The 15,051-nt window shown below is 42.3% G+C and carries 12 protein-coding genes; 2 read left to right on the forward strand and 10 right to left on the reverse strand.

The window, feature by feature from the left end; translation table 11 throughout:
* Positions 1-186 precede the first annotated feature (186 nt).
* The 9 genes from ACIFOD_RS18580 to yfcC all read right to left on the reverse strand — a co-directional run bounded on the left by ACIFOD_RS18580 (position 187) and on the right by yfcC (position 10,907).
* Positions 187-2,205, reverse strand: coding sequence for an ABC transporter ATP-binding protein (locus ACIFOD_RS18580; protein ID WP_430315841.1), 2,019 nt, complete (start codon positions 2,203-2,205; stop codon positions 187-189).
* A complete protein-coding gene (locus ACIFOD_RS18585) occupies positions 2,202-3,959 on the reverse strand; it encodes an ABC transporter ATP-binding protein (RefSeq protein WP_397553251.1) in 1,758 nt (585 codons plus the stop codon). The genes ACIFOD_RS18580 and ACIFOD_RS18585 overlap by 4 nt, the downstream gene beginning before the upstream one ends.
* 549 nt (positions 3,960-4,508) lie before the next feature.
* A complete protein-coding gene (locus tag ACIFOD_RS18590) occupies positions 4,509-4,823 on the reverse strand; it encodes a YbjQ family protein (protein WP_397553250.1) in 315 nt (104 codons plus the stop codon).
* A complete protein-coding gene (locus tag ACIFOD_RS18595; RefSeq protein WP_397553249.1) occupies positions 4,820-5,032 on the reverse strand; it encodes a sigmaY antisigma factor component in 213 nt (70 codons plus the stop codon). The genes ACIFOD_RS18590 and ACIFOD_RS18595 overlap by 4 nt, the downstream gene beginning before the upstream one ends.
* Positions 5,029-5,349, reverse strand: a complete 321-nt coding sequence (locus tag ACIFOD_RS18600; RefSeq protein ID WP_397553248.1) for a YxlC family protein — start codon at positions 5,347-5,349, stop codon at positions 5,029-5,031. The genes ACIFOD_RS18595 and ACIFOD_RS18600 overlap by 4 nt, the downstream gene beginning before the upstream one ends.
* On the reverse strand, positions 5,327-5,866 hold the full coding sequence (gene sigY, locus ACIFOD_RS18605) for an RNA polymerase sigma factor SigY (RefSeq protein WP_397553247.1): 540 nt from the start codon (positions 5,864-5,866) through the stop codon (positions 5,327-5,329). Before sigY ends, ACIFOD_RS18600 begins: the two co-directional genes overlap by 23 nt.
* A 710-nt stretch (positions 5,867-6,576) precedes the next feature.
* The gene (locus ACIFOD_RS18610; RefSeq protein ID WP_397553246.1) at positions 6,577-7,848 is read right to left on the reverse strand and encodes an MFS transporter; all 1,272 of its coding nucleotides are present in this window, start codon (positions 7,846-7,848) and stop codon (positions 6,577-6,579) included.
* Between the two features lie 308 nt (positions 7,849-8,156).
* Positions 8,157-9,329: a beta-aspartyl-peptidase gene (gene iadA, locus ACIFOD_RS18615; RefSeq protein WP_430315842.1), complete on the reverse strand. Its 1,173-nt coding sequence runs from the start codon at positions 9,327-9,329 to the stop codon at positions 8,157-8,159.
* A gap of 75 nt (positions 9,330-9,404) precedes the next feature.
* The gene (gene yfcC, locus ACIFOD_RS18620; protein WP_430315843.1) at positions 9,405-10,907 is read right to left on the reverse strand and encodes a putative basic amino acid antiporter YfcC; all 1,503 of its coding nucleotides are present in this window, start codon (positions 10,905-10,907) and stop codon (positions 9,405-9,407) included.
* A 174-nt stretch (positions 10,908-11,081) separates the two neighbouring features.
* Between yfcC and ACIFOD_RS18625 the strand changes: the two genes are divergently transcribed.
* Both ACIFOD_RS18625 and ACIFOD_RS18630 read left to right on the forward strand, forming a co-directional pair.
* A complete protein-coding gene (locus ACIFOD_RS18625) occupies positions 11,082-13,121 on the forward strand; it encodes a sigma-54 interaction domain-containing protein (RefSeq protein WP_430315844.1) in 2,040 nt (679 codons plus the stop codon).
* A gap of 839 nt (positions 13,122-13,960) precedes the next feature.
* The gene (locus ACIFOD_RS18630) at positions 13,961-14,485 is read left to right on the forward strand and encodes a universal stress protein (RefSeq protein ID WP_149155054.1); all 525 of its coding nucleotides are present in this window, start codon (positions 13,961-13,963) and stop codon (positions 14,483-14,485) included.
* Between the two features lie 52 nt (positions 14,486-14,537).
* Here the strand turns inward: ACIFOD_RS18630 and ACIFOD_RS18635 are convergent, their stop codons facing one another.
* Positions 14,538-14,990, reverse strand: coding sequence for a helix-turn-helix transcriptional regulator (locus tag ACIFOD_RS18635; protein ID WP_430315845.1), 453 nt, complete (start codon positions 14,988-14,990; stop codon positions 14,538-14,540).
* Between the last annotated feature and the right edge of the window lie 61 nt (positions 14,991-15,051).

Below are 15,051 nucleotides of genomic sequence, written 5' to 3' on the forward strand. Positions count from 1 at the left end.
AAATTATACATTGATTAAGAAAGAAATTCGATTTAAAACGACAAAATCCCACAAAAGTCCTGTTTTCTTTGCAGAAAATTGTATTTATGCAGAAATCACGGGGGTATTTGATTGTACCTCAGACTGTTTTTCTACCAAAAGAAGATAAAGGGCATCCGACTCCATTCGTCAGATGCCCTTCCCCCATTACCCTGCCATGTCTCCTTGTGATCCCTGCTGAAGCTGATACATTTGATAATAACGGCCTTTCTGCTTCATCAGTTCGTCATGATTGCCCCTTTCCACAATTTCTCCCCGATCCAATACAATTATTTGGTCGGCACTCTTAATCGTGGATAGTCGATGTGCGATGATGAAGGTCGTTCTGCCCTTTTTCAAGATTTCCATCGCTTCCTGAATGACTGCTTCCGTCTCTGTGTCAATGCTCGACGTAGCTTCATCCAAAATCAGGATCGCTGGATTAAAGGCAAGGGCCCTTGCAAAGGAAATCAATTGACGCTGCCCTGAAGAAAGGGTGCTTCCTTTCTCGATCACCGGTTCGTCATAGCCGTTCTCCAGGTTTTTGAACACTTTTTCAGCACCGACGGCTTTGAGTGCTGCTTCCACCTGTTCCCTTGAAATTCTGGGGTCATTCAAGCTTACATTGGATGCGATGGTTCCCGTAAACAAATAAGGGTCCTGCAAGACAATTCCCATATGCTCACGAATCGTTTGATAGGGAATATCTACAATGTCTTTTCCGTCAATCAGGATTTTCCCTTCATTGCTATCGTAAAAGCGGAACAATAGATTCATGATTGAGCTTTTCCCTGAACCTGTGTGCCCCACCAGGGCAACGGTTTCGCCTTTGCTTGCGGTAAACGTGATATCCTTCAGCACATATTCATTTTCCTTGTATCCAAAGAAGACATGTTCAAAGCTGACATTTCCGTCATACCTGCTCATTTTCTCATCTTCAACCGGGGTTCCGGTCTCTTCCAACAGTCGAAAAACCCGTTCCCCTGCTACAAGTGCCTGCTCAAGGTTTGCCAGCTGATTGACGATTCCTGTCACTGGCTGGAACAATCGGTTGATGTAATCGACGAAGGCATAGAGCACTCCCAATGTGACAACCGATCCCACTCCCATAGAAGCGCCTCCGAAATACCATATGAATGCGACAAAGGTGATGTTTCTCAGTACCCCGACCAGGTTGTGGGATGTCATGGAATTCAAGCTCAAGAGTTTATTTTGATACTTGAAATGCGTCTCGTTCAACTCTTCGAATTCTTCATTCGTTTTCTTTTCTCTGCTGAAAGCCTGAATGATATTCATACCCTGGATCGACTCATTGATCATGGCATTGATATCACTCACTTTCGATCTGATGATATGATTGTATTTAGACGCATAGATACGATACAGGTACGTCCATACAACCAGGATCGGAATCAGGATCAAGCAAATGGCTGCTAATTTTGCATCAAGTATAAAGAGTGCGATGTATATTCCAATAATGTAAATCGTACTGGAGAAAAAGGTTGATAAGACTGTTACATACAGATCCCGGATTGCTTCAGTATCGTTTGTGATCCTCGCTACGACCTTTCCTGCCGGCAGATTATCAAAATAGCGGATCGGAAGCTTCTGGATATGCTGGAACACATCATTACGCATTTTTTGAATGACCCGGTTTGCTGCCTTTTGCAAATAGTATCGCTGACCGTATTGGAAAAAGGCAGCGACTACAAGCAGCCCAAAATAGAAGGCAATCAATTTTATGATCTTCGGGATTTCAGGATTATAAAAACGCAGCAGCTCTTCTCCGGTCAACTTCTCGGCGGGATAAGCGGCCGACTCATCGCCTTTCGTGATCGTCATTTCACCTGAATTGACCGACCTTTCTCCGTCGAAGGAGACGGTGGAAGGAACGAAATAAAACTCTCTCCCGACCTGTAAGATACGGATATCATCTTTTCTCGTCTCCCCTTCTGAAAAATATTGTTCACGTTTATACCATTTCCCCTTATAGGATACAGCTTCTTTCCCCTCCACCGTTTCATACCAGGTGGATTCGATTCCAAGTATATGATCATCGATCAGTTTCTTCGCAATAAAGGGACCTGCAAGTTCAGCCGCTACTGACACACTCAGCATCAAAAGGGCAGCAATGATGATTTTTTTATAAATAAGGGCATACTCGGTTAGTCTTCTTCCGACGTTCATGCGCCCACCTCCTCGCGTGAGGAATCTTCAACTTGTTGGCGATCGAATTGTTCTTTATACCAACCACCATTTTCAAGGAGTCGTTCATGCACCCCTTCTTCTACCACTTTCCCATCTTCAAACACGATAATCCAGTCTGCATGCTGAACGGCGGAGAGACGATGAGTCGTAATAATCGTTGTTTTCCCTTCACGTTCTTTTCGTATATTGTCAATAATCTTCGCTTCTGTTTTGGCATCAACAGCCGATAGCGAGTCATCCAGAATCAGGATTTCCGGATTTTTGATCAGCGCCCTGGCAATCGAAATCCGCTGCTTCTGACCACCTGACAGGGCCACACCCTTTTCTCCTACAAGAGTGGTCAATCCGTCCGGAAGCATTTCAAGATCTTTTTTGAAATCAGCCAGTTCAATGGCTTGTTCCAGGTCTTGCTCAGTCGCATCATGTCTTCCGAACAGAATGTTTTCTCTGACGGTCCTTGAGAAAAGGACATGATCCTGGGGCACGTAACCGATCCAGTCCCTAACCTGCTGGATGGTCAAGTCACTGATCGGGACCCCTCCAATGGATAAAGACCCTTTTCCGGCAGGGTATTCCCGGAGGAGCTGCTTGATTAAGGTTGTTTTTCCGCTTCCTGTCTTCCCGACAATTCCAAGGGTACCTCCTTGTTGGATGTTCACATTGATATCGGAAAGGTTCAGTACATTTGAGGATGGGTATTGAAAGTCCACTTCCTTAAATCCGATATGCTCAGGTGAATCAATCCATTTAGGGTTCTCAGAGTCTTGAACGTCCTGCACATAATCAAGTGTCTCTTGAACCCGGTCAAGTGATGCATTCCCGCGCTGCATGATATTGATCAACTCTCCGATGGCAAACATCGGCCATATCAGCATCCCGAGGTACACGTTAAAGGAAACAAGCTCTCCCAATGTGATCGATTGGTGAAACACAAGATATGCTCCATAACCAAGTCCGATCAAATAGCTCAACCCGACAAGGACTTTGATTGTTGGTTCAAAGAGGGAATCAATCTTTGCCACTCCGATATTCTTGTTATAGACGTCTTCAGTCATATCAGCGAAACGCTTCTCATCCGCTCTTTCCTGTACATACGCACGAATGACACGGACACCTGCAATCGACTCAAGCACTTTATCATTCAAGTCACCGAATGAATCCTGGGCTTCCGTGAATCGCTTATGAATTCTAGCACCGTACACCTTCATCAACATAGCCATGATCGGAAGCGGCAATATCGCTGCGATAGTCAATTTCCAACTGATAAGAAATCCCATTGTGAAAAGGATCGTTAACATAAAGACACTGGAATCGATTAGTGTCAAAACCCCGAAACCGGCTGTAACCGAGATGGCCTTCAGATCATTCGTTGCCCTTGCCATTAAATCTCCCGTACGATTCTTTTCAAAAAAAGTCGGAGTCATCTTTAATAAATGTCCCATAAATTTACCGCGAAGCTTACGCTCAACGAGAAAGGCCCCGCCAAATAATTGATACATCCATACATACGTCATTGCGTACGAAATGAGTGCGATTCCGGAGATCAGCCATAGATATTTCACGACGACTTCCCATGTCATCGCACCCAGGTGAATGTCATCAATGGCATTACCCACAAGCTTTGGTGGAATCACATCAAGGATTCCGACAATCGTCAATAAAACGATCGCCACCGTATATCTCTTCCAATTTTCAATAAAAAACCACGATAATTTCTTAAAAATACTAAACATTCCACATTACCCCCTCTTGTTGACTTTCTTCACTATCCGCCTTCTGTCTCCACAGCAGACATCATCTTCTTCATTTGAATGATTAACATAATCATTTCCTCCTTATGAAATTAAGTTTTGATATGTGATCAAGGATGGTCCTTGGGTACACCGAAACGAAAAAAAAGACAGACGCCTAAGGCATTTACCACAAGATCCGATAGGGATTCCTTCCGAATCCCCACCAATCTGTTGCGCCTTAAAAACGTCCGTCTTTGTTTTTGGACATAGAAAAGCACAGATTATATGCATAACCTGTGCCATTAATATTCATATGACAGAATGATTAAGGAGTTACTGGTTATGTGATGATATGAAATTGGTATTGAACACTGCTGATACTCCATGTATTGTATACACTTTCATCATCACAAACCCTCCATTCATTTTTATTATTTATTCCATTAATAACCATACTATACGCCGATAATTGTGTCAATATTATTTTTATTGAAAATTTTCCATATACTATATGTTTTTCCACAGTATAAGTGAACCACAAAGGCAGAATTATTCCACGACGACAGCCGTTCCGTAAGCAATAATTTCAGAAGCATTTTGCATGACCGCTGACGTTTCTAAACGAACGGCAATAACAGCATTGGCACCTTTTTGAGAAGCTTCTTCCATCATACGATCAATCGCTTGCTTTCTTGCTTCCTCCATCAACTCACTATATTCGCTTATTTCTCCGCCAATGATGGTTTTAAGACCGGCAATGATGTCTTTGCCAATATGCTTCGCTTGGACGGTACTTCCCCTTACAAATCCTCTTAATTCTTTTACTTCCTTACCCGGTACAAAATCGGTTGTCACTATAATCATGATTCCCTCTCCCCTGCCTTGAATTTTGTCCAAATCTTCTTTGCAAATATGAAATAAAAGATGAGTGGAAATGGACACTGAATCAATCCCCAGATCCCCCAGAACCAATAGTTATGTCCGTTCTTCCGGGCATCGATGAACAGGTAAATACTTTGAGTCAGAAGAATCGGAATGACAAGTGGTAAGATATAGAGCTCTTCTTTTGTCATGTCCTATTCACCTTTTTCGTATATGTTATGCCAGTAAAAATCGAGGCTCCCACAAAGATGGCAACTTGAAGGAGAAGAAATAGAATCGGCATTTGAAATAACGTAAGGGAAAACACAGTCAAGATACAACAGGCCAGAAGAAGAAAGATGGTGAGATCTCGTTTAAACCTGGCTTTAAGCTCCACCTGCTGATCCTCTACTAATTGCTCAAACCACTGCAGGGACGGGGTGCTTTCGTCAATGTCTTCATCAATTGACTGGAATCCGTCCTCCAGTAATTTCTTTAATTCATCGCTATGTTCCTGATGGTTGTTCATCTATTTTCAACTCCTTTCTCAGCCGGATGATTCCATGATGAACACGTGATTTCACTGTCCCAGGTGGTATTTCTGTCAATTGACCAATCTCTTCATAGGAATAACCGTAGTAATGTTTCAGGATGATAGGGAGCCTGATATCTTCTGATAGAGTGGACAAGGCTGCCAGCACATCATTCCATTCTTCATTCCTTGACTCCATCTCCCATTTTAATTTTCTAACGTTTACTTCTTCATTCTGCCAGTTCTGTTCTCTTTTCTTTTTACGCTGCAGATCAATATAACGATGGGTTGCGATGGAAATCAGCCATGATGAGAATTTTGATTTCCCATTGTATTGATGAATCTTCTCTACACATTTTGCCATTGTATCCTGCGCAAGCTCCTCTGCCTGATCCCGATTCATTGTCACTTTCATTAAGTATTTCACTAGAAAAGGATAATGTTCTCGAAAAAGAATGGCAAAGGCTTCGTGATTCCCTTTTTTCGCCCGTTTGATCAGATCTCTCTCTTCCATCCTTTACTGTCCTTTCTTTCCACCCCAGCCTGCGAGTTCATTTATAAGACGCACAACAGGAAGAATCGTTCATAAAATCATTATACTTTTTTTGAAATACTTTCATTCTTTTTCAAAGGCTCTTTTCGTAAAGTTTGTTGCTATTGTAGAGGAGAAAGCAATAGTTGATTTCCGCTCCAGGATGCTCGCTTTCCGCGGGGCTGGCGGTGAGCCTCCTCGGCTCCGCCTCCGGGGTCTCACCTGTCCAGCTATTCCCGCAGGAGTCGAGCATCCTTCCGCTCCAATCAACTTTCTGAGCATGTATCCTTAATGAAAAACAATAAAAACAAAAATTTTAGCAAATAATCTTATTTAAGGTCAGTAGAGATTGATTCTCCTTATAGGGAAGATGGATTATTTTTTTCTAGTTACATTGTTTTCTTGTACACCTTGAAGCTCTGTCATGAAAATCATGTTAAAGATGGTGAGGGGAACTGCGCAGACTCCTGCGGAAGTACGGGCGTGCCGAGACCCCGTTCGGCTAGACTGAGGAGGCTCGGCCGAACGCTAGCTGCAAGCGGAGCAGTTCCCCTCACCATCCAGCATAAACTGGTTGACAGAGCCCTGCAGATTTTAAATTAGAAAACAACAATCTTTGCGAATAGAGCTTTTTCAAAATAAAAAATCCCCCTCTATGAATAGTCCTTCCCTATTCATAGAGGGGCTCTCACTTAGCTATTTAGAGCGGCAGGCTGAGCATTGTTTTCCTCTTTTACATATTTAGGAAGAATGATGGTGTAGAAGATACCTACAATGATTAAACATCCTCCAACGAGCCAGTAGAGCATTTCAACGGTTACGACGGTAGGGAATGTCAAAGCAATCACTCCAAGGGTAATGGATTGTGACAGCATCATAAGGGGATTGATCCATCCTTGCACCCTGCCCATCATTTTCGGATCGATGATGCTCGGCATCCATCCACCGATTGCAATGTTCACAAGGGGTAAGCCCAGTGCGGCGAAAAAGATGATCGTAAGGAAAATCCAAGTCGAAGGGGCAAAGGATGCTGCGATTATAAACGTCCCGGATATCACCAGCCCTGCAACAATCAACACATGAAATTTAAACTTCTGAGATAGCATGGAAGAGAATATACTGCCGATCAAAACACCGGCACCGAATGCGACACCTAATAAAATCGAATATTCTTCATAAGACTCTGGGGCTAATTTATATTTCAATATAAAAATAGGAATGACCGAGAACCCGCCGTTCACAATTCCAAATACGACAAATCCTCCAATCAAGGATAATAGCAGCTTGTGATTCAGGATATAGTTCATCCCGGCTGTAAAATCTTTCGTCACAGACTGAATGTTCAAGTCTTTCCACGTATGCTTGCCGTTTGGAAGACGAACCTCTTCTGGAATGATACATTTCCTGATCAAGATGGCAGAAATAACGAATGTAACAAAATCGACTGCGATTGCACCATAGATCCCGGCCGTCCAATATACAAAGATGGCAACAGCATTTCCAAGTAACATAAACAAGCTCATCACCATTTGATTCAAGCCGGCGGCCGTTGAATAATCATCTTTTGAAAGCACTCCTTGCAGTATCCCCTGTTCAGCTGGAAAGAAGAACTTCTGGACGCCGCTTCTTAGAAACAGGATGGCAAATATGAGGGGCAGCCAGCCGATGTAGATGGCCCCGAATAATAAAAGTGTAAGGAACGCACTGATCGTATCACAGTGGTAGGCAATTTTCTGCCGGTCCATTCTGTCAGCGAATACTCCAACAAGAAAGAAGACGAGAAGAGTGGGTAATGAGTACATCATTTCAGTCAGGGAAGCATACACAGGTTGCTCGGAAAACCGGTCCAGTAGATAAAACATAAAGGCAGTCAAACCGATCACACTTCCCATATGCGAAGTGAAATTAGCAAAGAACAACTTTAGAAAAATTGGATTCTTAAAGATTTCAATCATTTTTTTCATGAATATCCGTCTCCCATCAATGATTAACTATCTTTATAGTATAGTGAATACCCGAAGAACATGAGGGTCTATTGGTGGTTTTTTCCTCCGTCTGTGGTCGGATAGGGAATGGGAGTAATCCCTCCCGGATAGCAAAAAATTCAGGAGAAGCCGTTTCGCCGATATATTTAGAATTCCGCCGTTAAAATGGTGATTTCGCCGTTATATCCAGAATTTCGCCGTTATCCCCTCAGCTGATCATAAATCCTGTCTTTAACAAAAAAAATAGCCCAAAGCCCCAAGGCTCCAAGCTATTCTAATACCTAAAATCATTCAAACGTGCCCTTCACAACCGCTTCCCCGTTCTCTACCATCAACTTACCTTTGGCAAACACCGTGTTCACTTCAAGCGTATCCTTATCCAGCAGCACCAGATCAGCGTCCTTTTCTACCTCAACGTGACCTTTTTGCTTAAACTTCAGGATTTTGGCAGGGTTTGATGTTATGACTTTAATGGCTGTTTCTAACGGAATGCCTTCTTCCAGAACAGCGTCCTTTACTTCACTATATAGACTCGACACCTGGCCAATCTGTAATCCGATCAGTTCTCCGTCCCCATCAAAATTAGGTAAGCTTGCTTGTCCATCGGAGGTGTATGTGATTTGCTCCACCGGTACACCTGCATCGAGCATGCGTTTTAGCGCTTTACTGCATTTCACTTCGCCATCTTCAAGAAACTGGGGAATGGTACTGGTCGTAAAGTCTACATAACCACCTCTTTGAGCGTACTGAATCCCAGCTTCAAACAGATGGGCATTTCGATTGATATGGGTTGGATAGAATTGTTTAATCGGAATATCTGTTGTATCAACTATCTCCTCGAGAAGCTTTAAATGTTCATGACTATCTCCTACATGAACATTGACTATTCCGGATTTACCGGACAGCATGCCCCCGATTCGGGCAGCAGAAGCAATTTTCGTTAATTCGTTTACTGTGGGTTGAGATGAGCGATGGTCAGCAATCGCTACTTCACCTACTCCGATGATGCGGTCTACTAATATAATATCGTCCTCGATTTTACCGGTAAGAGTTTTCAAGGGCACTTGATAAGAACCGGTCTGCGCGTAGCAGGTAATCCCCTCTTCTTCAAGGCCCTTTGCTTTCGCCACAAGGCTCGCCATCGTTCTCGTCGTTCCATCTGTTCCAATCACACCAACAAGAGTCGTGATACCGGCAAGTGTGGCCTGAGTCAGTTGAATTTCCGGTGTTCTCGTACGAAAGCTGCCCTCGCCGCCTCCGCCCATAATATGTACATGCGAGTCTATAAAACCGGGAACAACATATTTACCTGTTGCATCCACAATCTTTATATCCACAAATTGATGAGGAGGTTCAATCTTATCTTCAATAAAACCTATTTTATTATCTACTATCAATATATCCTTTTTCCCTAAAAATTCTGGAGCATATACTTCTCCGTTTTGAATTAATGTCAGCATGATGTTTGCTCCCTTCACTTCTTATTTATATAATCGCGCCGAACCTTACAACAAGGTTCGGCACAATCAATCAAATCAGAAACCGATGAGTGTTGCCGTTATCACAAAGATCGATGACAGAACGAATAGAATGAGCATGAATTTAATAATGAATTTAGCCCATATACCCCAATCGACACGGGCAGCTCCAAGTGTTCCGAGTAAGGCAGCTGAGGTCGGAACAAGAATATTGGTTAATCCATCTCCTAATTGGAAAGCAAGGACCGCTACTTGACGCGAGACTCCAGCAATATCTGCAAGTGGAGCCATTAAAGGCATTGTTAGAGCGGCTTGACCGGAACCAGATACAACAAAGAAGTTGAATACAGACTGGAATACATACATACACCAGGCAGAAATGGCTTCAGGGAAATCCCCGACCACTTGTCCTGCTCCATATAACATCGTATTTAATACAGAAGGTGCGTCAGGTGAATCTCCACCAAGGATAATGACGATTCCTTTTGCCATACCTACAACTAATGCAGCCGGCAATAAATCCTTCGCTCCATCGATGAATCCCTCTGCTATATCATCCCATGACATTCCATTCAATTTAAATAGAACGCCAATGATTCCTGCAACTAATCCAATCGTAAAGAATTGGCTTGCAATCTCCGGGATATAGTAAGCGTGTTCCACCACTCCCCAAATGATCCAGGCAATACCTGCTGCAACCGTTAATATGACCAGTGAATGCCCCAAAGTGAATTTGGTATTTAGGTCTTGTACTCTGCCTTCTTTACGGAAGTATTCATCAGAAGAATAAGAAAGACTTCGTTTAGGTTCCTTCCGAATCGCTTGGGCATATCTCCATGTGTAAATGATCCCCACAAGTGTAAAGACAATCCACATAACAATACGGAAACCTGCTCCCGAAAGAACCGGTACACCTGAAACACCCTGGGCGATGGCCACCCCGAATGGGTTCATCCATGAAGTGGCAAAACCGATTTGAGTCGCCACGTAGGTAATCATGATTCCAGTGATGGCATCATATCCAATCGCAATCATGATTGGAACGAGAATCATGGCAAAGGCGATCGCCTCTTCCCCCATACCGAACACGGCTCCCCCTAATGAAAATAAGAAGAACATAATAGGGATGATGAGAGATTCTTTTCCTTTCGTTCTCTCAATGACCTTGAGGATACCTTCTTCAATGGCCCTTGTCTTCATAATGATACCAAACGCTCCACCAATTATTAAGATAAAGGCGACTACACCTACAGCGGATCCCCATTTATCCCCTGATACAAGACCTTCAAATACATAATTAAGGAATCCGATTCCGCCACCTGCCTCGAAAAGACTGGTTCCTTCTCGAATTAGATTTCCGTCATCATCCTTTAAATAACTGAAAGAATCAGGATTTAATACCGTTTTCGTTTGTTCTTCTCCATCCTGCATGAACGTGATTTCTTCTGTCGTGAATTGCCCCTTTGGTACGACATACGTTAAAATTGCGGCAGCCAGTACAACGAAAAAAACAATTATAAATGTATGCGGCACCTTCCAGGCCTTTTGTTCTTTCTCCATTTCTTTCCCCCCGTTTGACAGTATGATTTACTTCACAAATGTACATGCAAGTTCCGTGCCAAACAATAATTATCTGAAAATACAAACTTTTGGTGCGTTAATGGTTATTATCGGTTAAAATACACTTAACGATTAAACCATTTATAAACCAAATAAACCATAAGGGGGAAACATATGAAACACGAATTAATTCTATTAGCTGGAACTAAGGAAACAGAAAGAGCTCTTAAGGAGCAATTAAAATCCGTTTTCGGAGAACTGATCAATATTACGAGTTATTCTTGTGATGAAGGGATTCCTACATTTTTCACCAATGAATTGATTGTTTATTCTTCTGCGCTGATCGCACCAGAAGTGAAGGAATATATCGATTTCGGCTCATGCACCATCATTAAAGCACGTCGAACCGTCAATTACGAATACATAGATCGTATTTTCGAATTACCTCCGGGAAAAAAGATACTATATGTGAATGATTTCATTGAAACAGCCAAAGAAGCAGTCTCTACCTTGAAACGGTTAGGAATAGATCATGTCGATTACATTCCATACTCGCCAACTGCAGACTACCCTAGACAAATTGACATTGCCATTTCACCTGGAGAAACGGCAAGCATCCCCCCTTCCATTCCCAGCAAAATCGATATAGGTGTACGCCTGATCGATTTGAATACCATTATGAAAATCATCTACCACTTTCAATTGTCAGAGCAGTTGACCTTCGATATCACCGATCGCTATACAAGAAAGATCATCGAGCTCAGTCAAAAGCTGGGTGCCATCAATCGAAGGGCGAAAACGTTAAATAAATTTTTAAATAAAGTAGTGGATGGTGTAAATGATGGGATCCTTGCCTTTCAGGAAGACGGAGAAATTACCGTATTCAATGAAGTGCTTGAACGAATGGTTGGAATTACAGCTACCCATGCGAAAGGAAAAAAACTAAACAGGGTGTTCAAGAATATCGAGCTCAATCACTTTTTGACGTCGCAACAGGATGAAGATCAACAATATTTCACTCTCCGTCAGCAGAATGTGATGGTCTATCGTTTCCGTTTGAAGGCAGAGGGAGTCATTGTCGCAACGTTTAAAGATATGGAAGAAACCATCGAGATGGAAAAGGTTCGAAAACGGGAGCTGCAGCGGATAGGATATATTGCCAAATACACATTTGACAGCATACTGGGGGAAAGTGCCCTTATTAATGAAACCAAGATGATCGCCAGAAAACTCGCAAAAAGTGAGCTTCCGATTTTAATTTATGGGGAAACCGGTACTGGAAAAGAACTGTTCTCAAGTGCCATGCATAATGATTCGTCCCGAAAGAACAGTCCGTATCTTGCTGTAAACTGCAGCGCATTGCCTGAAGATTTATTAGAAAGTGAATTATTCGGCTATGAGGACGGAGCCTTCACCGGCGCAAAAAAAGGAGGAAAAAAAGGATTATTTGAACAAGCAGACGGGGGTACCCTGTTTCTTGATGAGATCGGTGATATTAGCCTAAAGCTTCAAGCGAGGCTTTTGAGGGTTCTACAGGAGATGGAGATCAGACGGATTGGTGGAAACAAGAACATTCCTGTTGATGTCAGGATCATTGCCGCTACGAACAGGGACCTCCAAACCTTAATAATGGAAGGAACATTTCGTGAAGATCTCTATCACCGTTTGAAAGTCCTATCATTGCAGCTGCCTAGCCTCCGGAATCGAAGCGAAGATATCCCCCTTCTCATCGAGAATTTCCTTCGTATGGAACATAGCAAAATCACTGCAATCGACGAGGCTGTATTAAATGCATTGAAGAAAGCACCTTGGAGCGGGAATATCCGTGAACTTAAGAATACACTTCTTTACATGATCACCGTTGCAGAACAAAATCGGTTAACTGTTCATCAATTGCCGAAAAATGATAATAATTTCTTGGAAAAAGAACATACTAAAGGTACCTTTTCCCTTCCTGCTATCTCAATGTCCAAAACCGGAGAGTATGTAAAAATCCTTACCGCGTTAGTTGAATTTTTCGAAGAAGGAAAGCGAGCCAGCAGACAAAAGATTTATTCTTCCCTGCAACGAAGCTCCACTCCTTTATCCGTTCAACAAATTCGGACAAGATTAAACGAACTCCAAGATCTCGGGTATGTAGTGATCCAGAGGGGGAGAATTGGAACAGAAATTACGCCTGAAGGATTAGCCTGGTTAAATAATAATGTGGAGTAGGTTTTAACTATCCTTTAACAGGGTAACTTTACATTAACCGGTTAGAAATACAAAACATATTTCATTGATACTATAAGTCGAGGTGATATTTAATGGTACGTACAATCTTAATGGTCGTTGGAGCAATTGTTGTCATTGGTTGGATTATCAGCATGCTGTAATCAGAACCATTTAAACTAAACATTATTCTTGCTATTATATGATTTTAATCAAAAAGAAAGAGCAGAACGGATCTTCCCCCGTTCTGCTCTTTCTTTGATTAGCTCTCTTCGCAAAGATTGTTGCTTTCTAACATAGGAGCTCTGGCAACCAGTTTGCGATTAAATGAAACAATATTTCTATTATACAAGCTATAATATACTGCACTTTAATAATGGTCTTTATATTATCCTGTAGTAAGTAATCCAGACATAGAAAGTTGATTGGAACGGAAGGTGTTCGACTCCTGCGGGAATAGCGGGAAAGTCCGAAAAGCGGAGGGGCTTTGCCCAGGGGCGACAAGCATAAGACGAGTCTGCCGGAAAGGCGCTCTTTGCCTTTTTGGCAGACTCGTCTTATGACCTCGAGCCCCTAGGCCCTGGAGCTAGACAGTTGAGACCCCACAGGGCAAAGCCCGAGGAGGCTCAACTCACGCCCCGCGGAAAGCGAGCACCTGGAGTGGAAATCAACCACTACTCGCTTTTTCAAAAGCAATAAATTTTACGAAAACAAACTTTTGTTTAAAACAATTGTTGAATCACTTTTAAAATGGTGTTTATTCCATTCATCGTTTTCCTGAAAAAGATTAAAAAGCTTAATATTGGGTAAATAATAGATATCCTATTGATGAGGTGATTTTGATGTATAAACATATTTTGTTAGCTTATGACGAAACCGATGGAAGCAAGAAAGCATTGGATGAAGTACAAAAATTAATTAAAGGTTCTATAGATACACAATTAACCGTACTCCATATATCAGATGAAAAGGTAGCAAATGAAAGTCATGACAACTATACCCCTACCCATGCATTAGCGGATACGTCACCAGGGTTTGATAACAATTACATGGGGAATCTGTCGGTTTCACCCGACAACAAGGTTCATACTTCGGAGGAAGAACGTCATGAAATTAAGACACCCTCCTCTACACATCACTTTTTAAAAAATGCGAAGGAAAAACTTTCTCCTTACGGTATTGAAGCAAATTATATTCACCTATCGGGTTCAGAAGCAAAACGCATATGTGAATATGCCAAAGAAATTCAGGCAGATCTGGTAGTAGTCGGGAGCAGCCGTAAATCCGGCATGAAAAAATGGGTGCTAGGAAGCGTCAGTGAAAAAGTCACTCAAAACTGCGAAACCAGCGTCCTGGTCGTAAAATAAATGGAACGAACGGAGGGACGGACCTTTTAAAGGTCCGTCCCTCCGTTATGTATTACTTACCCGTTAACTCATCAAAACGGTTATGGGCATTCTTTTCGTCAAAGCTGCTGTATATCCGGTAGTCCTCGAAATCCAAAATTCGGAAGTGCTGACTGAAAAGGTTTTGCTGAAGAATGTATTCATCATTCTTCTTTATATCTTTCCACCAGACCTTCCCGTCCAACGTTTTCTCCTTCCGATAATCAATGCCTTCCCGAGCAATGGTCTCTATGATTTCAAGGGGCTCCCCCCCAAGACTGGTGGTTAAGGTTTCACTATCTTTAAACAATGCACAAATGGCAATGACCGCGGTCCAGCCGGCCATGACTCTGCCTTTTTCAATTTGAACCAGGGTTTTTTTGGATAATCCGATAATGTTCGCCATCTTATCCTGTGTATAACCTGCCTCTGTTCGTATTAGCCTTAATTTATCTGAAATGATTAGAACGATCTCTTCTTTTGTCATCGATTCACACCTTACTTCTTTTATAGTGTAATATTACACTAATTTGATCTCCATTTTCAAG

The organism is Rossellomorea sp. NRS-1567, from assembly GCF_050467885.1.
GTDB classification, from domain to species: Bacteria; Bacillota; Bacilli; order Bacillales; family Bacillaceae_B; genus Rossellomorea; species Rossellomorea aquimaris_C.

Bases quoted from the DNA above. Each gene is read 5' to 3' on its own strand.
- ACIFOD_RS18600 (WP_397553248.1), bottom strand. From the start codon at position 5,349: ATGAACAACCATCAGGAACATAGCGATGAATTAAAGAAATTACTGGAG.
- ACIFOD_RS18635 (WP_430315845.1), bottom strand. From the start codon at position 14,990: ATGACAAAAGAAGAGATCGTTCTAATCATTTCAGATAAATTAAGGCTA.
- ACIFOD_RS18610 (WP_397553246.1), bottom strand. From the start codon at position 7,848: ATGAAAAAAATGATTGAAATCTTTAAGAATCCAATTTTTCTAAAGTTG.
- ACIFOD_RS18585 (WP_397553251.1), bottom strand. From the start codon at position 3,959: ATGTTTAGTATTTTTAAGAAATTATCGTGGTTTTTTATTGAAAATTGG.
- iadA (WP_430315842.1), bottom strand. From the start codon at position 9,329: ATGCTGACATTAATTCAAAACGGAGAAGTATATGCTCCAGAATTTTTA.
- ACIFOD_RS18580 (WP_430315841.1), bottom strand. From the start codon at position 2,205: ATGAACGTCGGAAGAAGACTAACCGAGTATGCCCTTATTTATAAAAAA.
- sigY (WP_397553247.1), bottom strand. From the start codon at position 5,866: ATGGAAGAGAGAGATCTGATCAAACGGGCGAAAAAAGGGAATCACGAA.
- ACIFOD_RS18625 (WP_430315844.1), top strand. From the start codon at position 11,082: ATGAAACACGAATTAATTCTATTAGCTGGAACTAAGGAAACAGAAAGA.
- ACIFOD_RS18590 (WP_397553250.1), bottom strand. From the start codon at position 4,823: ATGATTATAGTGACAACCGATTTTGTACCGGGTAAGGAAGTAAAAGAA.
- ACIFOD_RS18595 (WP_397553249.1), bottom strand. From the start codon at position 5,032: ATGACAAAAGAAGAGCTCTATATCTTACCACTTGTCATTCCGATTCTT.
- ACIFOD_RS18630 (WP_149155054.1), top strand. From the start codon at position 13,961: ATGTATAAACATATTTTGTTAGCTTATGACGAAACCGATGGAAGCAAG.
- yfcC (WP_430315843.1), bottom strand. From the start codon at position 10,907: ATGGAGAAAGAACAAAAGGCCTGGAAGGTGCCGCATACATTTATAATT.